Annotated in this window: 22 protein-coding genes and 1 pseudogene; 11 read left to right on the forward strand and 12 right to left on the reverse strand. The window is 56.0% G+C overall.

The window, feature by feature from the left end; all coding sequences use genetic code 11:
• Positions 1–283: 283 nt before the first annotated feature.
• From ACFE7X_RS01460 to ACFE7X_RS01470, 3 genes are all read right to left on the reverse strand, one after another.
• A complete protein-coding gene (locus ACFE7X_RS01460) occupies positions 284–1,291 on the reverse strand; it encodes an NYN domain-containing protein (protein ID WP_375433875.1) in 1,008 nt (335 codons plus the stop codon).
• 710 nt (positions 1,292–2,001) lie between these two features.
• Positions 2,002–2,742, reverse strand: a complete 741-nt coding sequence (locus tag ACFE7X_RS01465) for a metal-dependent hydrolase (protein WP_375433876.1) — start codon at positions 2,740–2,742, stop codon at positions 2,002–2,004.
• A gap of 344 nt (positions 2,743–3,086) precedes the next feature.
• Positions 3,087–3,302 (reverse strand): hypothetical protein, encoded by a 216-nt coding sequence (locus ACFE7X_RS01470; RefSeq protein WP_375433877.1) that lies wholly within the window; start codon positions 3,300–3,302, stop codon positions 3,087–3,089.
• A gap of 198 nt (positions 3,303–3,500) precedes the next feature.
• Between ACFE7X_RS01470 and mfd the strand changes: the two genes are divergently transcribed.
• Together mfd and ACFE7X_RS01480 are read left to right on the forward strand one after the other, a co-directional pair.
• Complete coding sequence (gene mfd, locus ACFE7X_RS01475) at positions 3,501–7,049, forward strand: transcription-repair coupling factor (RefSeq protein ID WP_375433878.1); 3,549 nt, start codon at positions 3,501–3,503, stop codon at positions 7,047–7,049.
• Between the two features lie 105 nt (positions 7,050–7,154).
• Positions 7,155–7,562, forward strand: a complete 408-nt coding sequence (locus tag ACFE7X_RS01480) for an alanine-zipper protein (protein WP_375433879.1) — start codon at positions 7,155–7,157, stop codon at positions 7,560–7,562.
• 99 nt (positions 7,563–7,661) lie between these two features.
• Here ACFE7X_RS01480 and ACFE7X_RS01485 read toward each other — a convergent pair whose 3' ends face one another.
• Both ACFE7X_RS01485 and ACFE7X_RS01490 read right to left on the reverse strand, forming a co-directional pair.
• A complete protein-coding gene (locus tag ACFE7X_RS01485; RefSeq protein WP_375433880.1) occupies positions 7,662–8,264 on the reverse strand; it encodes a DUF4276 family protein in 603 nt (200 codons plus the stop codon).
• Between the two features lies 1 nt (position 8,265).
• The gene (locus ACFE7X_RS01490) at positions 8,266–9,522 is read right to left on the reverse strand and encodes an AAA family ATPase (protein ID WP_375433881.1); all 1,257 of its coding nucleotides are present in this window, start codon (positions 9,520–9,522) and stop codon (positions 8,266–8,268) included.
• A gap of 282 nt (positions 9,523–9,804) precedes the next feature.
• On the opposite strand from ACFE7X_RS01490, the gene ACFE7X_RS01495 reads away from it, so the two are divergent.
• Both ACFE7X_RS01495 and ACFE7X_RS01500 read left to right on the forward strand, forming a co-directional pair.
• A complete protein-coding gene (locus ACFE7X_RS01495; RefSeq protein ID WP_375433882.1) occupies positions 9,805–9,954 on the forward strand; it encodes a hypothetical protein in 150 nt (49 codons plus the stop codon).
• 204 nt (positions 9,955–10,158) lie between these two features.
• Positions 10,159–10,890, forward strand: a pseudogene (locus ACFE7X_RS01500) (IS5 family transposase); the annotation flags it as partial.
• Here the strand turns inward: ACFE7X_RS01500 and ACFE7X_RS01505 are convergent.
• On the reverse strand, positions 10,887–11,171 hold the full coding sequence (locus ACFE7X_RS01505) for a DUF433 domain-containing protein (protein ID WP_375433883.1): 285 nt from the start codon (positions 11,169–11,171) through the stop codon (positions 10,887–10,889). The pseudogene ACFE7X_RS01500 and the gene ACFE7X_RS01505 sit on opposite strands and share 4 nt — an antisense overlap.
• A gap of 111 nt (positions 11,172–11,282) precedes the next feature.
• Positions 11,283–12,914 (reverse strand): amidohydrolase, encoded by a 1,632-nt coding sequence (locus tag ACFE7X_RS01510; protein ID WP_375433884.1) that lies wholly within the window; start codon positions 12,912–12,914, stop codon positions 11,283–11,285.
• A 241-nt stretch (positions 12,915–13,155) separates the two neighbouring features.
• Here ACFE7X_RS01510 and ACFE7X_RS01515 point away from each other — a divergent pair, with 241 nt between their 5' ends.
• Together ACFE7X_RS01515 and ACFE7X_RS01520 are read left to right on the forward strand one after the other, a co-directional pair.
• Positions 13,156–13,455: a hypothetical protein gene (locus ACFE7X_RS01515; protein ID WP_375433885.1), complete on the forward strand. Its 300-nt coding sequence runs from the start codon at positions 13,156–13,158 to the stop codon at positions 13,453–13,455.
• Positions 13,456–13,592: 137 nt separating this feature from the next.
• Entirely contained in the window at positions 13,593–14,141 is a 549-nt protein-coding gene (locus ACFE7X_RS01520; protein WP_375433886.1) for a GNAT family N-acetyltransferase, read from the forward strand.
• Between the two features lie 29 nt (positions 14,142–14,170).
• Here the strand turns inward: ACFE7X_RS01520 and ACFE7X_RS01525 are convergent, their stop codons facing one another.
• Positions 14,171–15,151, reverse strand: a complete 981-nt coding sequence (locus ACFE7X_RS01525; RefSeq protein WP_375433887.1) for a GlxA family transcriptional regulator — start codon at positions 15,149–15,151, stop codon at positions 14,171–14,173.
• A 196-nt stretch (positions 15,152–15,347) separates the two neighbouring features.
• Here ACFE7X_RS01525 and ACFE7X_RS01530 point away from each other — a divergent pair, with 196 nt between their 5' ends.
• From ACFE7X_RS01530 to ACFE7X_RS01540, 3 genes are all read left to right on the forward strand, one after another.
• Positions 15,348–15,806, forward strand: coding sequence for a DoxX family protein (locus ACFE7X_RS01530; RefSeq protein WP_375433888.1), 459 nt, complete (start codon positions 15,348–15,350; stop codon positions 15,804–15,806).
• Positions 15,807–15,908: 102 nt separating this feature from the next.
• Positions 15,909–16,331 carry a VOC family protein gene (locus ACFE7X_RS01535; protein WP_375433889.1) on the forward strand — a complete coding sequence of 141 codons (423 nt, stop codon included), beginning with the start codon at positions 15,909–15,911 and terminating at the stop codon, positions 16,329–16,331.
• Between the two features lie 56 nt (positions 16,332–16,387).
• Positions 16,388–16,957, forward strand: coding sequence for a dihydrofolate reductase family protein (locus tag ACFE7X_RS01540; RefSeq protein ID WP_375433890.1), 570 nt, complete (start codon positions 16,388–16,390; stop codon positions 16,955–16,957).
• Between the two features lie 185 nt (positions 16,958–17,142).
• Here the strand turns inward: ACFE7X_RS01540 and ACFE7X_RS01545 are convergent, their stop codons facing one another.
• The 3 genes from ACFE7X_RS01545 to ACFE7X_RS01555 all read right to left on the reverse strand — a co-directional run bounded on the left by ACFE7X_RS01545 (position 17,143) and on the right by ACFE7X_RS01555 (position 19,779).
• On the reverse strand, positions 17,143–17,697 hold the full coding sequence (locus ACFE7X_RS01545; protein WP_375433891.1) for a fasciclin domain-containing protein: 555 nt from the start codon (positions 17,695–17,697) through the stop codon (positions 17,143–17,145).
• A 241-nt stretch (positions 17,698–17,938) separates the two neighbouring features.
• Positions 17,939–18,925 carry an ABC transporter ATP-binding protein gene (locus tag ACFE7X_RS01550; RefSeq protein WP_375433892.1) on the reverse strand — a complete coding sequence of 329 codons (987 nt, stop codon included), beginning with the start codon at positions 18,923–18,925 and terminating at the stop codon, positions 17,939–17,941.
• Between the two features lie 248 nt (positions 18,926–19,173).
• Positions 19,174–19,779, reverse strand: coding sequence for a DUF4136 domain-containing protein (locus tag ACFE7X_RS01555; RefSeq protein WP_375433893.1), 606 nt, complete (start codon positions 19,777–19,779; stop codon positions 19,174–19,176).
• A 340-nt stretch (positions 19,780–20,119) separates the two neighbouring features.
• On the opposite strand from ACFE7X_RS01555, the gene ACFE7X_RS01560 reads away from it, so the two are divergent.
• Together ACFE7X_RS01560 and ACFE7X_RS01565 are read left to right on the forward strand one after the other, a co-directional pair.
• Positions 20,120–20,335, forward strand: coding sequence for a hypothetical protein (locus tag ACFE7X_RS01560; RefSeq protein ID WP_375433894.1), 216 nt, complete (start codon positions 20,120–20,122; stop codon positions 20,333–20,335).
• Positions 20,336–21,020: 685 nt separating this feature from the next.
• Positions 21,021–21,644, forward strand: a complete 624-nt coding sequence (locus ACFE7X_RS01565; RefSeq protein WP_375433895.1) for an HAD family hydrolase — start codon at positions 21,021–21,023, stop codon at positions 21,642–21,644.
• Between the two features lie 136 nt (positions 21,645–21,780).
• Here the strand turns inward: ACFE7X_RS01565 and ACFE7X_RS01570 are convergent, their stop codons facing one another.
• Positions 21,781–24,234: a TonB-dependent receptor plug domain-containing protein gene (locus ACFE7X_RS01570; RefSeq protein ID WP_375433896.1), complete on the reverse strand. Its 2,454-nt coding sequence runs from the start codon at positions 24,232–24,234 to the stop codon at positions 21,781–21,783.
• Positions 24,235–24,261: the final 27 nt, after the last annotated feature.

The raw sequence follows: 24,261 nt of genomic DNA on the forward strand, positions 1-24,261 counted from the left end.
GCCCGCGGCATGGGGACTTTCAACCGTTACCCCGCCGACAAACGTGACTTTCACCGGCTTCTTTTTCCAGAGGCAGACGAATAGGAGACTCATATAAAGCGTCCTGCTTGCTCTGGTCTAGTTTTTACCTATCGAAACATCTTGCTACTCTGATGCTGGAGTAGCGGGCGATTTGGCTGCGCTCAGCACAACTTCTATAGACTGCTTTGCCAGCTAAGCGCCACGCAAAAAGCCGCCGGGACAACCGGCGGCTTTTCATAAGCAACTTAATTAGAGGCAAATACTAGAGACGCTCGGAAGAGTCGGCGGACTCGGTTTGGCGGTGTTCCTCATCGTACTCGTCGCCTTCTTCCATGTGCGGCGGATCCACTTTGCGCACGTTACGGGCGCAGTCTTCGTCGCGGTGGTTGCGGCCTACAGTGAATTCAACCCAGTCCCCTTCACGCAGCTCGTTGAAGTCACCTTCCGACATATCGGCGTAGCTGAAGAACAGGTTGTTTGGGGGCATTACCACGAAACCGAAGCCATTTTTCAGGTTTTTGATGGTGCTAATGCCTACGGTGCCAACTGGGCCAGCGGCTGTGGGGCCCGTAGGACGAACGGGCTTAGCCGGAGCTGGGAAAGCAACAGGCTCCGGCGTGTTCACAAACATGGTCTCGATCAACTCGTCGCTATCAGCGAGACCCTGATCGATGATTTCGTGCATTTGCACGGGGTACGTGGCTTGCTCTAGTAGATGCTGCGAGGCGCGGGTTACGCGGGCTTCGCCTTTAAAGTCAACATATTTGAAGTCCCAATTCAGCAGCATCACACGGGTGCCGATGGTGTTGAGTTTTTTGATGAGGGGGGCATAATCGGAGTCGCCAGCGATAAGCACTACTACGTCGTAGCTTTTGTGCAGCGTCAGCTCCAAGGCCTCCAAGGACAGCCACACGTCGATACCTTTTTCCTGCAAGCGGCCGTCGCGCGTTTTGAGGGGCATGTAGTGGGTGGCGATGCCCATGTTCATGAGGATATCGTCGAGTAATCGGTCGTGGAACAACCGGTCTTTATCGCGAGCTTCCGTAGCCGAAAGGCGGCCGCGGAAGAAATGAGCATCTATAACCCGGCTTAAGCGAAGATCTACGTCTTCTTCTTCTGCTACTTGATGGCGAATAAACTCATGTAGTCCTTCCAAGCTAATACGAGCCTTGCGGTCATGCTGGAAGTAGTAGTAATCACTGATTTTTAGGAAATAATTGCCGTCATAGAAGACGCCGATCCTAATCAGGGGGCTATTTATCTGGTTCATACTGTGAAAAAGGGTTGAGGGTAAGCAAGAGGTGTGGAGATATAAGAGCGGGTAATCTGTTGCAATAAGATTCGGAATTTCTACAAAACCAGGCCAAAGGTACGAAGCTTAGTAACTCGGTTTGTAGCCGGTGGGGTTATATGCAGTGAGTCCCACTTCTTTACAAAGCAGGGAGCTGAAAATCCTGCGCGAAGGGAGTAATTAAAGAATAAAATGTGCTTTTACTGCAATGAAAGAATATGAACTGTAGAACCAGACCGCATACAGAAGTTAATTCCAACAAACGGTTGGCCATAAAGATCCGGATAGTCTTGTCATAACACGAGGTAAGTGTAATATTATAAAAAATATATTCTACATAGTATAGATGAAGACGGTAAATTTATAGACAAGCAGCAAAAAATATTCTTTAAAAAATCTAAGCGTGCAGTTGTGCTACGCCGCGAATTTATTGGAGTAATATGGTTACTGCAAATAATGCCCAAATATTGAATATCAAGCCGATGGTGCTACTAAGTGAGTGGACCACACCAGCAACACCACCAGAACCAATTGCTATTGGCTAGCATCACCATTGTGTTGCCACAAAGCAAAACGTACTGACAAAGGACGAAAGCGGTAGCTACATAGTTGCAACAGTACACTTTATAATTGTCAGTTACAGAACACTTTCCTTTAATGGCTAGGTTCAGAGAAGAATATTTTTAAGATTAAAAGCTCATTTTGCCTAGTACAAGTCCTAAAACCAACAAGCCATAGCCGGTGCAGATACCAACTTCCAGTAAGTTGCCACTAGCGGAGCCTGTTCGGATGAGCGGAATCTTCAGGCAAGTATCGGTAAGAGGCATAAACCATTTCACGCCGGCCTTGGTAAGCGTATCGGCAAGTAGGTGCGAAGCGTAGCCGCCGCCCGCAAACAGTGCCACGCCGTGCCAGCCGAGGCTCTGGTTGGCTAGGTGGCCGATGTAGGTCCAGAGGCCGGCGGCCCAAATGGTGTGAGTCCAGGAGCGATGAGAGGTGAAGGGAGCCACTGCTACAAACAAGCCCACCATGCTCAGCCAAACATAGCCCGTGTAAAGGCCTGCCATAACGGTGCATAACCCTGTGAACAGCAACGCTAGTTTGCGCGCTGAGCCGCCTTGCATAGCAGCACCAAGGAGCCCAAAGGCTAAGGCCGCCGTAAAGCCCATGCGCCGGTCAGGGCCAGGCGGCTCCAGGAAATGCGTATATAGCCCCAAAGCAGCGGCTACTAAAACAAAGGCCCAGCGCACATAATTTTGGGCGAAACCAAGCCGCTTACTAAGACGGGACTCGGGATGGTCGAGGTCGGGAGCGAGGGCGGAAAAGCCGGCCAGAGCAATACCGGCGGGTGAAAATTTAACGCCGGTAACGAGGCCGCCAATAGCGACGCCGGTAATCAGGCCAATGGCCAAGTGAGAAGATCCGCGCAAAAGAGAGCTATAATAAATAGTAAAGTATACCGATAAATAGTAACGTCGCGGCTAGCGAGAATACAATAATAGCGTACTGTAGTGCTAGATAGACAACAATTTTCGTTATACGGGTTACTATATTCTATGAAGTGGTTTTTTAGCTGGTTAAGCTGAACAGTAGTAATACGTCAGGGCCGGAATCAAGTGTTGAAATTCCTGTTATCGTCCTGTGCTTGCGAAGAAGCATAGGGCCTGCTCGCCGAATAAGCTACCGTTTTATGACCATTGTTCTTGGGTGATAAAACTTGGCGCAAGCATGCAGCGGATCAGGCCTTGTTCTTGTCTAGCATCGAAGTACGCCCCTACCACCCCCCAGAACTGCCTTTCAAGCCGCTGCTGCGGATGTCATCAACTTGAGTGGCAAGGATAGCTAGCCCTTGTTTAAAGGCGTTGGTGGCTTCTTCCTGCTTTTCAGGGTCGAGGGGGCCGTGTTCCTTCACTTGCTGACGGACTTGGCGCAGTTGGTCCAGGAGTTGGTCCCAATCTTGACCGGCGGGCTCTTGAGTGGAATCTGTCATGGCGAGGCCAGGAGGCCCGGTTAGCGCGTGAAGTAGGAAGGTACAACGAGTAGAGAGAAAATGTTGCGGAAACTTTCGGAGGCAGGCTGTGGTATTGGATAGCGTGCGCCTAAGCGCACCGTCTTTTTGCCTCGCCCGACCGGAATAGCCTCCGGCCGGGCTTCTACCTTTGCCAGCTCCTCTAGACTATCTTCCGTTTTGAAGGTTTCCGATTTTCTCCAGCTATACTCTCTCGACCCTACCGTAATGACCGTGGGGGCCCGCCTGAACCCGGCGACGCGCAACTCGCTCCGCGGGGCAGCGCCAGTTGAGGACGCACCGCACCCGCGTCTGCACTTGCGCGGCCTCGTCGGGAGCCAGGACGCTGTGCTGGCCGCGGCTATGCACACGGTATTTCCTGATCAGCACTATCTGTTTATCCTGCACGACCGGGAGGAAGCTGCGTATTTCCTGGCCGATTTGCAACACTTATTGCCCGAAGAAGAGCCGTTGCTGTTTCCGAGTTCCTACAAGCGGCCGTATGCTTTCGACGAGACGGAAAACGCCAATGTGCTGATGCGGGCCGAGGTGCTGAACAAGCTGAACTCGCACCGCGGACCCAAAACGGCCGCTGAGCAAGCCACCGAAGACGCGGAAGATGCTGCCGATAGTGCCGCTGCGGAAACCGATGCCAAGACCAAAGGCCGGAAGGCCAAGGTGAGCGTGAAGGACACGGCCGGCGCCATTATCATTACGTATCCGGAGGCGCTGTTCGAGAAGGTTATCAACAAGAAGAGCTTGGTGGCCAACACGTTCATTGTGAAGAACGGCGACAAGCTGGACGTGAACTTCATCAGCGAGATGCTGGCCGAGTACGACTTCGAGCGGACCGACTTTGTGTATGAGGCGGGGCAGTTTGCGGTGCGCGGCGGCATCGTGGACATCTTCTCCTACGCCAACGAGCTGCCATACCGGATAGAGCTGTTTGGCGACGAGGTGGAAACCATCCGGACGTTCGACCCGGAAAGCCAGCTGTCGGTGGAGAAGCGGGAGCAGGTGAGCATCATCCCGAACGTGCAAACCAAGCTACTGCAAGAAACGCGGGAGGCTTTTCTGGACTTCATTCCGAAGAATACCACGGTGTGGGCCAAGGACATGCGCCAGACCCTGGACGTGGTAGAAGAATCGTTCGATAAGGCCGAGGCGGGTTTCCAGGAGCTGCTGCTGACGGCGGGCGGCACCCAAATCGTGAGCAAGCCCGAGGACTTGTTTGAAACCGGGAAGTCGTTTAAGAAGCTGCTGGAAGGCTTTGCGGTGGTGGAGTTCGGCAAACGGTTCCACTACAAGGCAGGAGCCGAGGAGTTTCAGTTTACGGCCAAGCCGCAGCCGAGCTTCAACAAGGACTTCAACCGGCTGGTGAAGAACTTGCACGAAAACCAGGAGAAAGGCTACGTCAATATTATTGCGGCGGAATCGGTGCGGCAGGCGGACCGGCTGCGCACCATCTTCGATGAGCTAGACAACAACGTGCAGTTTCAGCACTTGCTGCTGGGGCTGCGCGAGGGCTATGTAGACGAGACGCTGAAACTGGTGGTGTACACCGACCACCAGCTGTTCGAGCGGTTCTATCGGGCGCAGGAAGGGCGCAAGTTCTCGAAGAAGAAAGCCCTGACCCTAAAGGAGCTGCGCACCCTGAGCCCCGGCGACTACGTGGTGCACCAGGACTACGGCATTGCGCGGTTCGCGGGCCTCACGCAGGTGGAAATCAACGACCGGGTGCAGGAGGCCATCCGGCTGGTGTACCGCGACGACGACGTGCTGACGGTGAGCATCCACGCCCTGCACAAGATTGCCAAGTACACGGGCGCCGAGGGCACGCCGCCTACCATGAGCAAGCTGGGCTCGCCGGAGTGGGAAAACAAGAAGAAGTCGGTGAAGAAGAAGGTGAAGGACATTGCGGCCGAGCTGATCCGGCTGTACGCCAAGCGCAAAACCGCGCCCGGACACGCCTTCGCGCCCGACTCCTTTATGCAGGCCGAGCTGGAATCGAGCTTCATCTACGAAGACACCCCCGACCAGGCCAAAGCCACCGAAGACGTGAAGCGCGACATGGAGGTGCCCCACCCCATGGACCGGCTGGTCTGCGGCGACGTGGGTTTCGGCAAGACGGAAGTGGCTATTCGAGCGGCGTTTAAGTCGGTGGCCGATGGCAAGCAAGTGGCCGTGCTGGTGCCCACCACCATTCTGGCCATGCAGCACTACAAAACGTTTCGGGAGCGGCTGGCGGCCCTGCCCGTGACGGTAGAGTACGTGAACCGCTTCAAGAGCACCAAGCAGATCAAGGAAACGCTGGGCCGGGTGGCCGAGGGCAAAACCGACATCCTGATTGGCACGCACCGCCTCACCAACAAAGACATCAAGTTCAAGGACCTGGGCTTGCTTGTCATCGACGAAGAGCAGAAGTTCGGGGTGAAAACCAAGGACAAGCTCAAGGAGCTGAAAGTGAACGTGGACACGCTCACGCTCTCGGCGACGCCGATACCGCGCACGCTGCACTTCTCGCTGATGGGCGCCCGCGACCTGAGCGTAATTGCCACGCCGCCGCCCAACCGCCAGCCGGTGCAAACCGAGCTGCACGTATTCGATGAGCTGCTGATCAGGGATGCCGTGGCGCGCGAAATCAAGCGCGGCGGGCAGGTGTTTTTCGTGCACAACCGCGTGAAAGACATCGAGGAACTAGCCAACTTGGTACTGCGCCTGGTGCCCGATGCCCGCGTGACCTACATCCACGGGCAAATGGAAGGCGACCTGCTGGAAAAGCGCATGATGAAGTTCGTGGACGGCGACTATGACGTGTTGGTGAGCACCAACCTGATTGAGTCGGGCCTGGATATTCCGAACGCCAACACCATCATCATCAACCGCGCCCACTTGTTTGGGTTGAGCGACTTGCACCAGATGCGCGGGCGCGTGGGCCGTTCCAACAAGAAGGCTTACTGCTACCTGCTCACGCCGCCGGTAGCGGGTTTGCCTGCCGATGCCCGCAAGCGCCTAAGCACGCTCGAAGAGTTTTCCGACCTCGGCGACGGGTTCAAGGTGGCCATGCGCGACCTGGATATCCGGGGGGCCGGCAACCTGCTGGGCGGTGAGCAGTCGGGCTTTATCAATGACCTGGGCTTCGAAACCTACCACCAGATTCTGGACGAGGCGGTGACGGAGCTCAAGGAAACCGAGTTTCGCGACCTGTTCCTTGGCGACCCTACTGAGCGCCTGCAAGCCGCCATCAAGGACAGCGGCCCCAAGGAATGCAATATCGAGACGGACCTGCAAATCCTGATTCCCGACTCCTACGTGAGTAGCGTGTCGGAGCGCTTGCAGCTGTATAGCAAGCTGGATCGGGTGAAAGGTCCTGAGGAGCTGCGCAAGCTGGTGGCCGGCATCGTGGACCGGTTTGGGCCGCTGCCGTCGGAAGTGGAGCAACTAGCCGACATCGTGCTCCTGCGCTGGCAGGCCTGCCAGGTAGGCTTGGAGAAGCTGACGTTGAAGAAGAACCTGCTCAAAGGCTACATCTCGGCCACCAACAACGAGCCCTACTTCCAGAGCGACACCTTCGGCAACATCCTCAGCTACGTGCAAACCCATACCCGCACGGCCAGCATGAAGGAACGCAAAGAGCAGCTCATCATCAGCATCGAGGAGGTGAAGAACGTGCAAACCGCCAAGCGCATCCTCAGCGAATTAGGCAGTGAGGAGAAGGTAGGGGTATAGGAAGGTAGTTTCAAGTAGAACATCATTCTGAGCTTACCGAGGAATCTCTACTGCGCCTCTCGAAAACGCTTATCTTCGCCTACCCACTACAACACATTGCCTCCAATGGACCACAACGAACGATTCGACCAGTTGGAAAACCTCATGACCGACATGCATCGCCGCGTGGATCGACTAGAAGCGAGCCAGGAACGCACCAATACCATCTTGGATAGTGTGGTTGACGTACTCAAAATTGTTGACCAACGCTTCCAGCGTGTGGAAGACGTGTTGATCAAAGCTGATGAGCGTCAACAACGCTTTGAAGAAGCGTTACTCAAAGCCGATGAGCGTCAACAACGTGTTGAAGAAGCATTACTTAAAGCCGATGAGCGTCAGCAACGTGTTGAGGATACGCAGAGCTCCACGCTACGCCTGCTCATGCAGCAATCGGAGAATCTGACGGCTGCCTTCCGCACCCTGGAAACCCACGACGGCCGCATCCAGAAGCTGGAAGGCAACCAAGCCGCCTAATCCCCTGAAACGGCCGCGCCCGCAGTAGCTTGACGCTGTTGTGAATAAGCCAGCCTGTAGAAAAGCCGCGCTTCCTGATCAGAAGCGTGGCTTTTATCTTTATAGAAGTGCCAGACCTTGACAGAAATATTGAAAGCTAACCGACCTATTTTGTTTCGGGTCTAGGTGCGGCGCAATGGTTTCGGCCCACTCGACTTTGGCTTTGCCAGCTTTATAGTAGCCACCTTCCTGCAACACGCGCCACAGCGTTCCCCAGGTATCGGCAATGGTATCGGGGTCGTGCGGCAAGCCGCTGAAGTGTTGCGGGCGTACTCGTGGGTAAGCTGTCTGAATAGCTGTTCGGTCGCCGAGAAACCACGCTTCCAACTCTTGAATAGCCAACCGGGTGATGATACGAAACGGCTGGCCGGGGAGGGCTGTAGTTTTGGTTGGCAGGCCTGCATCGGCTACCACCTTTTCTAGTTCCACCTTCCGCTGCCGACAGTCCGTATCGGCGTCCATCAGAATAACTACCCGTAACTCCGGCTGGTGCGGAAATTGATGGGTGTAGGTTTTCAGGCGACCGGGTAAACGCTGAAGCAAGTCGGTTTTGCCACGGTGCGGGTAGCAGTTCCAGGTAGCATCAGGTGGCAATAGCTTGGGCAACAGAATATTTAGGGCTGCCTCCGCCGAGGGTTCTTCCAGAAGAAACTCGATGTGCATGCTACTGCGCGGCTGGAGTGCGTGGCGCCAATGGATCACCGAGTCGGAAGAAGTTGCTGGTCCATAAGTAGCCCAGCGGCGAGCCATCTTCTACCAGCTCTTTCACCTGCGGAATATCAGCCGTGCGAGTGGCTTGCGTGTAGCCATCTTCGCCTCGGTGCAGAATCCAGACTTGCTCCGGCTCCAGCGCATCCAGCAGAAACGGCGAGTGAGTAGCTACCAACAGTTGCCGGGTTTCGGTCGCCTTAATGAGTTCTTCGGCCAAGCGCGGCAACAGGCGCGGGTGCAATTCATTCTCCGGCTCTTCCATGCCCAGCAGGCCGGTGGCGTTGGGTTCATAGAGCAGCGTGAGCAGCGCCGCCAGCCGCATCGTACCATCCGACATATACTGCGCTGGTAGCGGCTTCTCGAACGGGGCATCCTTGAAACGTAGCAGCAGCCGCTCATCAGAAGTTATTTCCGTCACGATATCCGTCAGCCCCGGCACCCAGCGCCGCAGCTGCGCCGTAATGCGGGCCAGCGCCTCCGGGTGCTTGGTGTGCAGAAAGTACAGCACATTGGGCAGGTTGTCCCCGTTGGCCGACAGCTTCTCCCGTGGCCCAGCATCGGAGTAGCCTTTCAGGTGGTCGTCGGTAAGGTGGACGTAGCGGTAGGCTTTGAGAGCGTTGACAACAGGCGTTGTCTGCCGACTGATACTCTTACTGTATGCAAATGCAAACCCCAACATCAGACTTGGTTTACCATCTAGCAAAACCCTTCCGTTTTTATACGGGCCATCCTCTTCTTCGATGGGGTGAGTGGCATGTTCTGTCTCTGAAGTTAGCTCAAAACGTACTGAACTATCCAAACTACGGGCTTTGAGTATCTTTTTAGCATCTTCTGGTAGGCCTGATTTTATCCACTCATCAATTAATATTAGCTGACCATCTTGTTCATCAATTTCAACATGATACACTAACGTATTTCCTATTTGTACCTCACTGATGCCCACCTCGAACTCGATCGGCCCGTCACTGCCCCGCGTCCTCATTCCTGCAAACCGATTTCGCTTTTCCCAGGCCTGTTGCAGGTTGCCGCTCACCGCTTCGGCCAGAAACGCCAGCGCATCCAGCACTGTGGATTTACCGCTGCCATTGGGGCCGATGAACACCGTGAGCGGCGTTAGGTCGCGCAGTTCCACGTCGCGCAAGGCACGGTAGTTTTTGATACGTAGGTAAGTGAGGCGAGGGAAACCGAGAGCCGCGGTGGTGTTAGGCATGAAGCAAATAGGTAGTTGTTACAAAGTACGTGCGTTTGCAAGAATGTGTGTAATTCACCCCGTCGGCTTGTGCTTTGTGATATCATAGCGGACCCCATTGCACCGAAAAGCCCCCGACCACACGGCTAGGAGCATTGTGTTTAGCTACTGCAAGAAGCGGCGGCTACTCGGCGGCTTGGTGGGCGGGCGCGCTGGTGGCCAAGGCGGATTCCTAGTCGGTCAGTAGCCGTTGTCACGCTGCTAAAACCTCTGTATCTTCGCTAGCCTCAGCTCTTATCCCGTATGACCAATAACGAGCGGATCAGCCAACGGAAAGAAATGATGTCCAAAGCCCTTAAACGAATCGATAACACGGTGGAGAAACTGCGGCAATCCGGCCAGCAGCAGCAGATGCTACAAGAGATGCGGCATCCGATGAGCGGCAGCAGGTGATGCTACGGGCGCTGATGCAGCAAAGTGAAACTAATACGGCCATGCTCCGCAAGCTGGTTGAGCACGATACCCGCCTCGGCAACCTCGAAAATCCCGGCCCCAAGAACGCCGCATAGCGTTTTGCCTGTTGTGTGATAGCAAAACAAAGCCACCTAGGCTGTGTGGACAGCAAGGATAGTAGTTTTACGCCATGCGCCGTCATGCATTAACCGAACGCGAATGGAAGATAGTCGAACCGCACGCCCTCGGTCGGCTGGGCACCGGGCGCGACAACCGCTTGTTTGTCAACGCCGTGCTGTACCGGGTGCGTACGGGCGTGGCCTGGCGCGACTTGCCCGAGCGGTTCGGCCCTTGGAACACGGTGGCGCGGCGCTTTCGTCGTTGGGCGCAGGCGGGCATATGGGAAGCGTTGTTCCACGCGGTGCAAGAGCCAGACTATGCCTGGGTACTGGTTGACTCAACCACGGCCAAAGCACACAAAGCGGCGGCCGGGCAAAAAAAAGCACACCCGCAGCCGAAGCATTAGGCCGCTCTCGTGGCGGCTTCTGCACCAAAGTGCACGCGGTAGTGGACGCGCTCGGCAACTGCCTGCTACTGGCCCTCACGCCAGGCGAAGCGGCGGACAGCCCGCAACGACCCGTCTTGCGGGCGGCCTTACCCGAGCAACCCGGCGCGGTGGTCGCCGACAAAGCCTACGATACGGATCAAGTGCTCGGCGTTATTGCCCTGTGCGAGGCAGAAGCCTTCATCCCACCCAAAGTGAACCGGCTCGAGCAGCGTTGCTATGACGAAAATCTGTATGCCGACCGCAATAAGGTCGAACGCTTTTTCGGCCGGCTCAAAGAAGCGCGGGGCTTTGCCACCCGATACGAAAAAACCGCCATTTCTTTTCTGGCCGTGGCTCACTTACTAGCCGCATTAGATTGGCTGCGCTAGATGTCCACATAGCCTAGTATGGGTGGCTTTGTTGCTTTAAGGCTTTGTCGAAGAGCAGCTTCATCCGGCAATCGTAGGTGCCGCTCCCGGTCAGCGGCGTAGAACAGACAGGCCTGAATCTGTTGCTGCGTCAGTTCCGGGAAATCCTCTAGAATCTCGGCTATCGTCTGGCTATTGCCAAGCCAGCCCAACACATCGGCCACACTGATGCGGGTGCCGGTGATGCAGGGGCGCCCGAAGCGTACTTCCGGATTAATGGAGATATAGGAATTGTAGACCATGATCGAGCATCGTTTCCCAAAGTTTGAGAAAAATCCGTGCATATCTGCAATAGGTTATGGCGAACTAGCCACCCTTTCCTAAGGCCAAGGTGTCTTGTTGTTTTGGCGCGGCTATTTCAGCACCTTGGCATCGTACACCACTTGGCCACTTATTAGGGTCAAGATGCTACTGGTTTTGGGGAGTTCTGGCGGTGGCACCCTGAAAATATCCTGCGAGAGCACCACCACATCGGCCAGCTGGCCTACGGCAATTTGGCCTTTGTTCTTTTCCTCGAATTCGGCGAAGGCCGAGCCGTAGGTGTACGCCTGAACCGCCTGCTCGCGGGTGAGGGCTTCCTGCGGATGGGAAGGTGTGATACCGGCCAGCATGATGTTCAGGAACGGATTCAAAGGCCCATCGGAACCCAGCGCCACCGGTATGCCAGCCGCCACCAACGAGCCGAGCGGCTGCATGGCCGTACCCCAGCGCTGGTGAAACAACTGCGGCTCAGTGAAATGACTAGGGTTCTGCACCACCACCACGCCCAGCGTGCGGGCCCGCGGCACCAAGTCGGCTACCAGACCGTCGCCGTGCTCGATACGCACGCGCCGGGCGGGCCAGTTGCTGGCCATGCCGTTGCTTTCCAGGGCCTTTAGCACCACTTCGGCGCTTCGGTCGCCGGCGCAATGCAGCAGGAGCTGCTGCTTTAAGTCAACGGCCTCCTGCACCATGCGTGCCACTTCGGCTTCACTGAAATTCAGCTTGCCCGTCCAGCCGGGGCGGTCTTGGTAGGGCTGGCGCAGGGCCGCGCCCCGCTCGTAGGGCGTGCCATCGAGCACCCACTTGATGCCGCTGGCTTTCACTTTATTGGGTAGCTGGCGCTGGAGGGTTGCAAGTTGGCGTACTTCGCTCAGGTCGCGCTGCTCGGCCGTGGTAGTCGAAAAGGGAATGGCGCGCACCCGCACCGGCAGCTTGGCCTGTACCAGCAAGCGCGTAAACCGCTCGAAGGGCATAAAAGAAAACAGCTGCAACGACGTGATACCCACCCGCAGGGCCTCATCGGAGAGGCTGCGTAGCTGCGCCAACACCATCGAATCAGAAGCCAGCCCCGACAACGTCCGCTGGGGCTGCCACTGGGCATATTCCCATAAACGCCCATTCAGCGAACCGGCGCTGCCGTGCTCGAAGTAGCCGCCGAGCGGGTCCGGCGCTTGATCCTGGATGCCAAGCCGCTTCAGTGCCAGCGAGTTGAGAATGTAGCCGTGCCCGTAGTGGGCCGTCAGCAGCACTGGGTGGCGCGGCGCAATCCGGTCGAGGGCCGCGCGGTCCACCTGCTCGTTGAGTACCACCGTGGCCCCTACTGAGCCCATAACCCAGGTGCCAGCCGGCGCTTTCTCAACGGCCGTGGCTATGGCCCGCGCCGTTTCTTCCCACCCAGGCTCCAGGCTCTTGAACGACAACACAACCCCGGGCGGATTGGGGGTGAAGTGGTTGTGCGCATCGTTGAAGCCGGGCGTCACGGTGTGGCCTTGCAAGTCGATGCGGCGCGTCTTGGGTCCGGTCAGCTTGTTTATTTCCGCCGTGGTACCCACCGCTACAATCCGCTCGCCCCGGATAGCAAGAGCTTCCGCCATAGGCCGGGTGGCATCGGAGGTGAAAACGCGGCCGTTCAGTAACAGTAAATCAGCGGATTTCTGCTGACCTAGTATTCCCGAAGTGCCAATCAGCCACCAACCCAACGTGCCTATCACCAGCTTTTTCATACGTTCCTGCGCTTGCGTTTCCTTTCTCTAAAGTATGCGGTTTTATGAATATAATAGGAACGCATTGAAAGCGCATTTCGCGGCAACCAGTGTGGAGCTACGCAAAGATTAGGGGCTGCGCAGCCCCATGCTAGTGCACCTTCTAGGGTTGGGCAGGCACGGAACACATTCCACGAAAGTTCGTATGCTGCCTTGGGCGTCAACTGATGGCGCTTGTGTTGTTTTTGCTAATCAACCTGCTATGAAAATCGTATTTGCTTTTGCCACTGCTTTGCTGCTGAGCGCCACGGCCGCTTCTGCTCAAGTAACCACGCCCGGCAGCACGCCTACCGTCAATGGTAGCACTAGCCCGCAGTCGTCACCGCCCGCGCAACCGCCCGGCTCAACGGGTACATTGCCCGCTAGCAACACCCAACCCGCCAGCGACAAGGAAGCCTCGACCACCAGCGGCTCGACCTCGACGGAAACTAAAGCTGCCAAAAAAGCCCGCGTCAAGAAATCGAAGACGAAATCGGCTACTTCTACCAGCGGCTCGATATAAATTCCTGCTGCTGTTTAAATTCGATAAAAGGCTGCCTCTTTCCGGGGTAGCCTTTTTATTTTTACGGTGGCCGCCCTGCCGCGGCCACGGCAGCAGACGAGACTTACCCTTGGAAACCCGACTTAGGTGGTTAAGCTATGTTTAAAGCGCTACAAGCTGATTCTATCACGCTTTATCTCATCAACGACGACAATTTGGCGGAGGTGTATGCGCTGTTTCAGGGGCACCCGGATTCCAGGTCGATGGTGGAAGAACTGCTCCGGAACTACCTGCCTGCTTACGACAAAGGGCAGCGCACCAACTACGGTTTCTATTCCATGCTCGGCACCGAATTGGCAGGTATGGCCTTGCTCACCGTCGATAGTTGGGAGGAGCGCACCGGCTCGACGGGCGCCGATATTTTCGAGCACATGCGCGGCCGGGGCATCACGCCGCGCAGCAAGCCGCACCTGTTTTACCTGGCCTTCGAGTTGCTCGGCCTGAACCGGGTAGCTACCGGCTGCCGGGTATCCAACCTCTCCTCGAAACGGTCCATCGAAAAAACGGTCGGGTTTCAGTTTGAAGGCCTTATGCGTGAGTCCGGAGTCAACGACCAGGGCGAGTTCGAGGACGAGTACCTGTACGCCATTCTGCGCCGGGACTGGCTGACGCTCTACGATAAGTCGCAGGTGCGGGTGCTCACCTAATCAGGCGCTGCCAACGGGCTGTGGTTGCCCTAGGCCTCCACTTTCTCGCGGTTGTACTTGCTGCGGTATTGCATGGGCGAGAGGCCCGTAATGCGCTTGAACGTCACGCGGAAGGCCTTGGGGTCGGTGTAGCCCACGTTGTACATCACCTCGTTCACGTTCTCGCGCGACGATTCCAGGCTGTTTTTAGCGGCCTCCACCTTCACCCGCTGAATGTATTCAACCACGGAGTTGGCGGTGGCTTTCTTGAAGCGGCGTTCCAAGTTGCGCCGCCCAAGAGCCAGCATGTCGGCTAGCTGGTCGATGGTTATTTTCTCCTGGTAATTGTCTTCGATGTAGGTCTGCGCCTTTTTTACTAGCTCGTCGCCGTGTTCTTTCTGGCCTTGGAAGATGATGAACGCCGACTGGCTAACCCGCTCAATGTCGATCTGGAAAACCTTGGCGCACAGCACGGCCATTTCGCGGCCCGCGTACTTCTCAACCAGATACAGCACCAGATTGAGGTAGGAGAAGGCCCCGCCGCTAGAGTAAATACCGTGCTCATCGGTGATGAGCTTGTCTTCCACTAGCTCCACATCCGGAAACATGCGCCGAAAATCCGCCACGGCGGCCCAATGGGTGGTGCATTGCCGGCCGTTGATGAGGCCGGTAGCCGCCAGCAGAAACGCGCCCAAACACAAACTGGCTACTTCGGCGCCCTGCTTGTACTGGCTGATAATCCAGGGTATAAACTCCCGGTTCACTTCCAGAGCCTGTCCCAAGTCGCCATCAAGGGCCGGAATAATAACCAGGTCGGTTGTGGTAATATCGGCGGTCAGGGTGGTCGTGCTGATGGTGTACATGCCGCCGCACACGGGCGTTTCGGCGGCCAGCCCGACTAACTGAACTTCAAACAGGGGCCGCTTACCCATGCGCTTGAGCAGGGCATTTACTTCCGTGAACACTAGGCGTGGGCCTTCGATGCTGCCTAATACAGCTCCCTTGGGAACCAGGATGGATATGCGCTTCATGATAGGCTAAAGCTAGGGGAATGCAATGTCGTAATCAACCCGCAGATAGTCGCATTTACACCCGTCGGGTAGGGGTAGGATTTGCTAATTTTGTTGGAGTCGGGGCTGGGGAAGCAGCTAGTCAAGCTAAGAAAATTAGTTGAGATTCCGACCTCCTGAAGCAGTCAATTATTTCTCACTTCACTAAACCAAAATCATGAAAACGAAAACCTGGAACATCCTCTATTGGGCTATGGCTGTTTTTTTCTGCGGCTCTATGCTAATGGCTGGCATCATGGAGGCCATTCAAACCGAAGAAGGCAAGGAAATCATGCGCCACTTGGGCTATCCTAATCATGTGCTACTGGTCAATGGCATTGCTAAAATATTGGGCTCGCTGGCGCTGCTCCAAACCAGGTTCCGCACCCTCCGCGAATGGGCCTACGCGGGCTTCACCATCAACATGATTGGCGCCTTTGCTGCCAGAGCTTCCGCCGGCGACAGTGCGGGGCTGATTGCGTCGCCGCTAATTGCGTTGGGGCTGGTATTTGTGTTCTACTTCCTGTGGAAGAAAAAGGAGCAGGTCGATAGTCGCCGCTCCACTTCGCCGGGCTATATGCCGGGCCACTCAGTTAGCGCAACGGTTGCCACGGCCAATAGCCCAGCCCTTGCCTAACGCACGGGACGAGTAACTAACGCTCAGAGTTGCTGCAAAATCAAGTTGCGCTTAGCTACTTACGGCTTCTGTTTTGTGAATTAAATCAACTTATAAGTCCCCATGAAAACGCCCCAACTAAACCCCTACCTCGCCTTTAAAGGCAACTGCCGCGAAGCCATGCAATTCTATCAGCAATGCCTGGGTGGCCAACTAGACATCCAGCCGTTTGCCGGCACCCCGGCCGCCGAACACGTGCCCGCCGATGCGCAAGACGAGATATTGCACGCTCAACTGCTAAACGAAAATATTGTCTTGTTCGCCTCTGATGCCGGTTCTCAACCAATCACCGAAGGCAACAATGTGGCCCTGTCACTCAATTGCGGCAGCGACGAGGAAATAGAAAGCTACTACGCCAAGCTAACCGAAGGCGGCACCGTGACGATGCCGCTAGCCGACACGTTCTGGAGCGCCAAGTTCGCCATGTTCACCGACCGGTTCGGAATAAACTGGATGCTCAATTACGCCAAAGAGGTTGCGCAATAAGCGCCTCGTGTTGCCGCCACCACTTACCTACCACAAGTAGTTATACGGATCAACCCATGAGAAAAGTAATTGCAGCCCTATACCTGTCAGTGGACGGTGTGATGGAGAACCCCGCCTGGACGATGCCCTACTGGGACGAAGATCTAGCCAAGCTCCAACACGACCTGAACTTTGCGAGCGACGCGCTGCTACTGGGCCGCGTAACCTACGAGGGCTTTGCCGCGGCCTGGCCCGGTATGAAAGACGAAGATGGCTTTGCCGACCGCATGAACAGCCTACCCAAGTTCGTGGCTTCCCGGACCTTGGAAACAGCGGAGTGGAACGCCAGCGTCCTGCAAGGTGAGGTGGCACAAGCTGTAGCACAGCTAAAGCAACTACCCGGCGAAAATATTTTGATCTACGGCAGTGCCGAACTGGTGCGCTACCTTCTCCAACATAACCTCATCGATGAGTATCGGCTCATGGTGCACCCGGTGGTAGTGGGTGGCGGCAAGCGCCTCTTTGATGATGCCAGTCAAGCCAACCTGCAACTGACAGACACCCAAATCACCAGCACTGGGGTTGTAGTACTCACGTATCGGCCCGCCCCCAAATCGGCGGATAGCGAAGGTGAGGAGTTGGCTTAACCTAGAGCAGACAGGCAAAGCCGGCTGCCAGTAATTATCCGCAGCGCACAGCTACATCAAGGTTTTCGATGATAGTAATAGACTTTATTGCCAGGTGCTGAAATTGGTGGTTTCCGCACCGAATGCAAAAAGGTCGCTCCAGCTTGGAGCGACCTTTTTATTTAAAAGCCACAGTGAGCCGTAGCTTACTTGGCGGGCATCAGCACGGTGTCGATGGAGTGAACCACGCCGTTGGTGGTCTTGATATCGGGCTGAGTGACGGTGGCGGTACCGCCTTTGGCATCCTTAATGGTCACGGAGCCACCTTGTACGCCTACAGTCAGCGACTCGCCTTGCACGGTTTTGATTACCTGACCGTCTTTCAGGTCGGCGGCCATTACGTTGCCGGACACCACATGGTAGCTCAGGATCTTAGCAAGCTGCTTTTTGCTGGCCGGCTTAAGCAAAGTAGCCAGGGTTGCCGGTGGAAGCTTGTCGAAAGCGGCGTTGTCGGGAGCAAATACGGTGTACGGACCGGCACCTTTCGCTTGTTCGGCGAGGCCCGCGGCTTGCAAGGCTTTCAAGAGGGTGGTGTGCTTGGGCGACAGGGCAGCGCTGCCGGCTAAGTCTTTGCCCGTGGAGGCGCCGGCGGCTGACGTAGCCGCCGGAGCGGAGGTGGCCGTTTGAGCCGTGGCAAGTTGGGCGCCGCCCAGGGAAACAAGAGCGGCTAACAGAAACGAGAAGACAGTTTGCTTTTTCATTGGATTGGTATTGGGTGGAACAACTTGCGTGTTCGTAACACACCTAACCTAAACAGTAGACTATCAGAAGGTTCTAGAATTGCCATAATCTTGTTGGCCGAACACACTCGATGGCGACTTCCGTTGGCCGAGCGGCAAGGCGTGAAGCTCGAAGCTGAAAAAGAGTTTACAAGACAAGTAGAACGGTTGAAAAGCTATTCACTTTGACCAACAAGCTGCCTACGGTGCCGTGCAGTTCGTCTTACATAAACCACACCCCGGCAGCCGGCAACGAAACACGCACTTCGTTGCCGGTTTCAAGGCCGGCTTCGCTGGTCTTTACGGTCACGCTCGTACCCAACAACTCCACTTCCACTTCCGAATAGCTGCCATAGAAACGCACGGCCCGCACGGTGCCCACTTGGCTCTCATTTGCTGCGTTTAGCCTGAACGCTTCCGGCCGGACGAGTAGGTGCTTGCTCTTCGGCTTGACCTTGCTGCCCGCGAATTTGGCAAAAGCCGCTACCAGTGGGCCAGCCAGCAAGTTGTAATCGCCGAAAAGGGAGGCCGTGTATTCGTTTGTGGGTTGCCGATAAATCTGTTCGGGAGAGCCTTGCTGAACGAGTTGGCCGCCTTGCAGCACCAAAATCCTGTCGGCCCACGAGAGCGTATCGGTTGGGTCGTGCGAAATCAGGAGGCAGGTGATGCCGAGTTTGGCGCCGATGTCCTCGATAACCGACTTCAGAATGTTCTTGTGCATTCGGTCCAGGTTGGAAAACGGCTCGTCGAGGAGCAGCAGCTTAGGCGAGCCGAGCAGCAGCCGGGCCAGCGCAATGCGCTGCCTTTCCCCTCCCGAGAGTTGATTGGTTGGGCGGGCGGCCAAGTGGCCGATGCGGCACACCTCGTAGAGCGTGGCGGCGTCTGCGGCCCGAAGCGTGTTGGCGTAGCGCAATACCTGCTCCACCCGCAGAAACTTCGGCAGCTCGAAATGCTGCGACAAATACGCAACGCCCGGCTGCCCCGGTATCAGCTTCTCGATGGGCCCGCGCACCCGCTCACCCTCGAACCGCACTTCGCCGGCCGTTGGCTGAATTAGGCCGGCTATGATTTGCAAAAGAGTGCTTTTGCCGGCTCCCGTTTCACCGGCAATAGCTAGTTTTTGGAACTGCTGCTGCGTGAAGCTAACCTCCTGCAAGGCGAAATTTCCTTTTTCCTGCAACGAGATATTCGATACGCTTAACCAACTCATGCGGGTAGAAGAAAGACAGTAGACAACTGCGAATAACAGCAACTAGCTTGGTTTGTGAATGACGCAGTTGCCTAGTTCCAATCAAGAAGCTGTTGGCGAGGCCGAAAACCTAGGCTTATTTATTCGCAAGGCGACAAGCCGGGAGCAAGCCTCGGCAGACAAGCAGCACAGTAAAAGGGCCTAACAGCCTACCAAACAAAAGCCCCACTCAGACACTGAGTGAGGCTTTTTGTTGGCTTTGGGAGGCGTTAGTTTTTTTCTCCCACCGGAAATTTCTCTAGGATATCCTTAGCGGCCCTAGCGAATTCGGGGCCTATTTTGGCCGGGTTGTTAATGGCGTCCGCCATGGAGCCGCGCCATACCATGTTCCGGGTGCGGGCATCAATAAAGTCGAGAATAAGCGTGCCTTCCTTGTAGGTTTCGGTGGTATAGCCGGTGTTATAGAACGGCGACGTGTAGAAGTAGCCGTAGTTAATGGGCAAGTACCGGCCCCGATACGACATGGTGTAAGGATAGAGGTATCCCGGCGTCGGCGGGTTAGGGATAGTACGTTCGGCCTCCTCGATATAGAGGTGATACGTTAAATAGAAATCGGGCCGGGTCCGACCCTTAACTTGCTGAATACCGCGTTTGGCTAGTTCCGATTTAATAGCGCTCTGAATGATTTCGTTGTTGAGGCTGCTCTGGTAAATCGGGTTCTGAGAATCAGCTGATTTGACGTCTGTTTTAGCGAAGTCGTAGGTGCGGTAGCGGCTGAAGTCGATACCTGGTTTTTGTTGAACCGTGACGCCCGATGAACAGGCGCTCAGCAGCCCAACTAGCAGCAGAACAGCCGCGTGCAAAGTTGTTTTCATAGTGGTTGTGAAGTGTGTCGTGAGGGATTTGCTTTCCTGGCTATACCTTTTGAAGAGGCCGGAGGTTATAGTTGAGTTGTTGCTTTAGGAGCCGGATTTAGCGCAATAGAAGAGTTGTACTTGGCGGACTGTGTTGAGCTTAAATCATACGGCGGGCAGAGGCAAATTTCAAGCTCGGTGAAGCGTTTGCACCCAACGAACCAGGCCGTGCGGAGCCACGGAAAGCCACGTACCTTCATCATTCATCAAGGCTTTATACAACCGACCATAGCCTCAACCAAGTGCAGCAAGCCCTGAGGTTGATGTGGTGCTCTCGGGGCAAACCATGCTTTATTAGCCCTTGCCCAATGTGCTAGGGCTGGCGGCACGCCTGATGCTCCATGACTGCCGGGGCAACCAACTGGCTGGGCGCCTCGCTTTTGAGGGCGTCGGTAGCGCCTCCTTCAAGCCTGACCGCTTGGTTCGGGATGTGGTGCGTGTCGCCATGCCTGGGTTGCCGTACTGCCGGAAGCAAGATGTTGAGACTAGTGGCAAAAGCTATCTGGTGCTTAAATAGATAGTAAAGCCATATCAATAAAAAAGCTCGCCTTTCGAAGGCGAGCTTTTTTATTTCAGCAACACGGCCTACTAAGCGGCGCAGGCAACCTGGGTTGCTTATGGCAGCTGCAGGGCATCAAGAGTACCATCCACGGTTACACCATTGGGGAAAACACTCGTGAAGGAGCCTGATACAGTGTTTGTTTTAGGGTCCCGAATGGTTGTACCACTGGCTTGCGTGGAATTAATTGTAGCGTTTAGCCTAGCAGTAACAACATCCGTTTTATCGGTGCCAGTTGTAGTCCGAGAGCTTTGCTGAAAAGACAAAGAAATAACAGGCCCGCTTTGAAGCTTACCACTGACGCTGAAAGAGGCCTGGGTGCCCCGATACAGCGTTTCACCTACTCTCACTTCGCCGAGCGTGTAAGGGGGGGCGCCCCCTTCACTCACCATAATACTCTTAGGAAAGTCAGTTGTCGTGCTTGAGGTAGGGTAGAATCATCGTCGCAGCCCGCCAAAAGCAGAGCCGTCGATATGATAATAGCGGTTGAGCGTAATTTCATGCCGGCTAATTTAATTGAAATGCATTGTATAGCAGCCGAGATGAAAGCCGCAACCGGCATGCTATAGCGCACCAAGCGCCTTAAGCCGCAACTGGCGCAGAAAGACATATTTTCGCGGCCATCACTTGTAACTTCGCCCCTATGGCTGCTTCTCCCCAGATTACCATTATCGTTTTCGACCTTGGCGGCGTGCTCATCGATTGGAACCCGCGCTACCTGTACCGCAAGCTGTTCACCGACGAGCAGGAAATGAACACCTTCCTCGAAACCGTCACCACCCCCGACTGGAACGAGGAGCAAGACGCCGGCCGCAGCCTAGCCGAGGCCACCGCGTTCCTGGTGGCCAAGCATCCGGAACACCGTCAGATGATCGAACACTTCTACGGCCGCTGGTCGGAGATGCTCGGCGGCGCCATCCAAGGCACCGTCGATGTCCTGACCGAACTGCGGGCAAGTGGCCGCTACCGCCTCTACGCCCTCACCAACTGGTCGGCCGAAACCTTCCCGATTGCGCTAGAGCAATTCGAGTTTCTGCACTGGTTTGAAGGCATTGTCGTGTCGGGCGTCGAGAAGTCACGCAAGCCTTTCCCCGACTTCTACCACCTCCTGCTGACCCGCTACGGAATCGAGCCCGAATACGCCGTGTTTATCGACGACAACGAGCGCAACATCTTGGCGGCGCAGGCCGTGGGGTTACACACCGTGCATTTCCACTCGCCCGAGCAGCTACGCGCCGAGTTACAGACTTATGGAGTGCAGCTGTAGCAGGAAGCAGGATACCGTTGTTCTTTAATGCAGGCCTCTACTCTTAGAGGCGTCCTCAACCAGAACGGTCATGCTTCGAGAGGCCCCGCATGACCGTTCTATTTTGCCAGGCATCCTAAGCAAATAGGTATAAAATTTATTTGCTCACTTGAAAGCCACCGGTGCCATGGCCCGGAGTGCCAGTGTTGGAAATCCCTTCAAGCGTCAGGCGGAAGGGGCCAGCCTCCTCGGAAGTATAGAACGAGAGGGTAGCTTGGCCGTTGGCATCGGTACGGACCGTGGGAGCCCAGTAGAGGGTGGCGCTGCGAAAGTCGGGTACTGAAGCGTTTTTGCTGTTGGCATAGACAGGCGCATAGAACTCACGCGCTTGGTAGTACTGCGGCATTGTATAGGGCTGTATTCCCGGCGAGGGCGAATCGTTGGAGAAATCGTAGTCGGGGTTGCCGCGCTTAGTGAAGATGGCGATAACGCCGCCACCACCGCGGGAGCCATAAATAGCGGCGGAGGGTCCTTTGAGTACTTCCACGCTTTCCACGTCGGTTACCGGAATAGAGTTCAACGCCGTGGCATCAACGGGAATGCCATCAATTAGAAACAGTGGCGTCCCCTGCCCCCGAATTTGCACGTTCATATTGAACGGGTTGCCCGTGACGGCAACTCCCGCCACGCGGCCTTGCAAGAGTTGCAGCACGTTGGTATAGCTGCTGGCGGCCGGAATATCCTTGGTCTTCACCACTACATCGGCTTGCCCATAAATGCGGCGCGAATCTGGCTGCACAGGCTTTCGGCCTTTCACCGTCACGTTGCCGAGCAGGATGGTTTTGGCGTTGGGGCTGTACTGCCGCTCCACCACTTGCTGCCGCTTGCTGCCAACCAGGTAAGGTTCCCGGGCCGGTGCGGCATCTGGGAGCGGGCGGGTCGGCGTTTTGCTGGTTTCTACCACCCGTCTGTCCAGCTTAACGTTGGGGTTGCGCAAACCTTTCTGCGACGGTACTTGCACGAGTAACCGCGCCGTATCGCGCCCGCTGAAGCCCATAAACAGGAAGCGTCCTGCCGAGTCGGTAGTGGCCTGCGTGATATCCTGCGCCGCCCCAAAACGAAACAACGATACTTTGATGCCCGCCGCCGGTACTTGTTTGTTGCCAAACACTTGGCCACTCAAGCTTAGCATCTGCTCCAGCGGGTACGGAAACGCGCCGAGCTTATTGGCTAGCAGGGGCTTCCACACAAAGCGTCGCCAGCCTTGCGTAAGCAGCAGGTTATCAAGGGCTTGGCGGGTGTCGGGCTTCTGGTTGCGGAAGTAATAGCCAGGCTGCTCTACGGTGCCGTGCAAGTCGGAGGTGAGCAGCAAATGCGTGCGAATATTGGTAGCGTTGGAGTCGGCGGGTACCAGCGCGGTGTTATTGACGGCCATGGAGAACTGCCCCGGTGCCGGGTGGCCGGCCTCGTCGGTTACGGTTACGCTTACTGTCACCTTCTCGCGGGGGCCGTAACTGGGCTTGTCGGGTTGCAGGCTGATGCGCAAGCCCGGATTAGCGTTGGTGAACGTCAGCCGCTCGCACCGGGCCACTTGCTTGCTATCGAAGAGCGTGAAATGGACCACTCCGCTCGGAAACCGGTCTTTGGGAATGCTGGTCGAAAAGGTGTTGCCTTCGCTGATTTCGCCCTGGCCTGCGTACACCACCTGCCCCCGCACGTGCCCCACCACCGTAATGCGCTCGGCCGGGATGTTGGGCGGTAGCTTGCACTGAATGGCTACTTGGTAGCTGCTTGTCAGCTGCAAGACCCGCATCGTAAACCCCATAGGCTGGGCCACTGGTAGCTCGTGCCGAACTCGTTGCCCGTTGGGTTGCTGCACCACGGCTACGTAGCGCTTCCCCGCTTCGGGCTTGAACTGAAACCGCCCCATGCCGAGGTGCTCACTGCGAAACTCGACTACTGGCTGGCTGGTTTCGTCCTGAATGACGCCTTGTATATCCACCCCCATTCCGTACGAATCGGTGGCTTTGAAGCCTGTCGTACTCGCTAGCCCGGCTACAAACTGACCGCCCTCGGGAAAGAACTGCACCTCTGGCACCTTGGAAGCGGGCGGCGTGGTAGTGGCTGCCCGCCGGCCGGGTCTGCTGGCCGTGGCTGCCGCGCTCGACCAAACCGTAAGGGGGCGAGTGAAAAAGTACTCGGCGCCGGCGTTGCGCATCCAACTGGTATAAGCTCGCACCGTATAGGTGCCCTGCCTCAAACTGTCGGCTAGCTGGAAGTCGCCGGGCGACGTGCCGCCTTTCAAGGATAGTACTCGTTGTTGCACTACTTTTTGGTTGGGGGCCAGCAGGTCGACGTACAATATCCGGCTGAGCGTGTCGGGTAGGTGGGTGGAGCCCTCTACCGCGTAGGCCTTGAACCAGACGGTTTCGCCAGCGGCGTAGGTGTCTTTGTCGAATTGCAAGTAGCTTTTCTCGGGGTACGTGCTGGCGTAGAACCGAGTCAGCTGCTTTATTATCAAGGCAATGAAAGCATCGGGCGGGCCCTGAAATGCTAATGATAAGAGGCAAGTGCCCACGAGCACCAGAATAAGGACAACGTAGCGTTTCATATTAACAGAGTAGACATAGCAAGCAAC

This window comes from uncultured Hymenobacter sp. (assembly GCF_964242765.1).
In the GTDB taxonomy this organism is placed as follows: domain Bacteria; phylum Bacteroidota; class Bacteroidia; order Cytophagales; family Hymenobacteraceae; genus Hymenobacter.

Bases quoted from the DNA above. Each gene is read 5' to 3' on its own strand.
- ACFE7X_RS01460 (WP_375433875.1), bottom strand. From the start codon at position 1,291: ATGAACCAGATAAATAGCCCCCTGATTAGGATCGGCGTCTTCTATGAC.
- ACFE7X_RS01470 (WP_375433877.1), bottom strand. From the start codon at position 3,302: ATGACAGATTCCACTCAAGAGCCCGCCGGTCAAGATTGGGACCAACTC.
- ACFE7X_RS01480 (WP_375433879.1), top strand. From the start codon at position 7,155: ATGGACCACAACGAACGATTCGACCAGTTGGAAAACCTCATGACCGAC.
- ACFE7X_RS01485 (WP_375433880.1), bottom strand. From the start codon at position 8,264: ATGCACATCGAGTTTCTTCTGGAAGAACCCTCGGCGGAGGCAGCCCTA.
- ACFE7X_RS01490 (WP_375433881.1), bottom strand. From the start codon at position 9,522: ATGCCTAACACCACCGCGGCTCTCGGTTTCCCTCGCCTCACTTACCTA.
- ACFE7X_RS01495 (WP_375433882.1), top strand. From the start codon at position 9,805: ATGACCAATAACGAGCGGATCAGCCAACGGAAAGAAATGATGTCCAAA.
- ACFE7X_RS01505 (WP_375433883.1), bottom strand. From the start codon at position 11,171: ATGGTCTACAATTCCTATATCTCCATTAATCCGGAAGTACGCTTCGGG.
- ACFE7X_RS01510 (WP_375433884.1), bottom strand. From the start codon at position 12,914: ATGAAAAAGCTGGTGATAGGCACGTTGGGTTGGTGGCTGATTGGCACT.
- ACFE7X_RS01515 (WP_375433885.1), top strand. From the start codon at position 13,156: ATGAAAATCGTATTTGCTTTTGCCACTGCTTTGCTGCTGAGCGCCACG.
- ACFE7X_RS01520 (WP_375433886.1), top strand. From the start codon at position 13,593: ATGTTTAAAGCGCTACAAGCTGATTCTATCACGCTTTATCTCATCAAC.
- ACFE7X_RS01525 (WP_375433887.1), bottom strand. From the start codon at position 15,151: ATGAAGCGCATATCCATCCTGGTTCCCAAGGGAGCTGTATTAGGCAGC.
- ACFE7X_RS01530 (WP_375433888.1), top strand. From the start codon at position 15,348: ATGAAAACGAAAACCTGGAACATCCTCTATTGGGCTATGGCTGTTTTT.
- ACFE7X_RS01535 (WP_375433889.1), top strand. From the start codon at position 15,909: ATGAAAACGCCCCAACTAAACCCCTACCTCGCCTTTAAAGGCAACTGC.
- ACFE7X_RS01540 (WP_375433890.1), top strand. From the start codon at position 16,388: ATGAGAAAAGTAATTGCAGCCCTATACCTGTCAGTGGACGGTGTGATG.
- ACFE7X_RS01545 (WP_375433891.1), bottom strand. From the start codon at position 17,697: ATGAAAAAGCAAACTGTCTTCTCGTTTCTGTTAGCCGCTCTTGTTTCC.
- ACFE7X_RS01550 (WP_375433892.1), bottom strand. From the start codon at position 18,925: ATGAGTTGGTTAAGCGTATCGAATATCTCGTTGCAGGAAAAAGGAAAT.
- ACFE7X_RS01555 (WP_375433893.1), bottom strand. From the start codon at position 19,779: ATGAAAACAACTTTGCACGCGGCTGTTCTGCTGCTAGTTGGGCTGCTG.
- ACFE7X_RS01565 (WP_375433895.1), top strand. From the start codon at position 21,021: ATGGCTGCTTCTCCCCAGATTACCATTATCGTTTTCGACCTTGGCGGC.
- ACFE7X_RS01570 (WP_375433896.1), bottom strand. From the start codon at position 24,234: ATGAAACGCTACGTTGTCCTTATTCTGGTGCTCGTGGGCACTTGCCTC.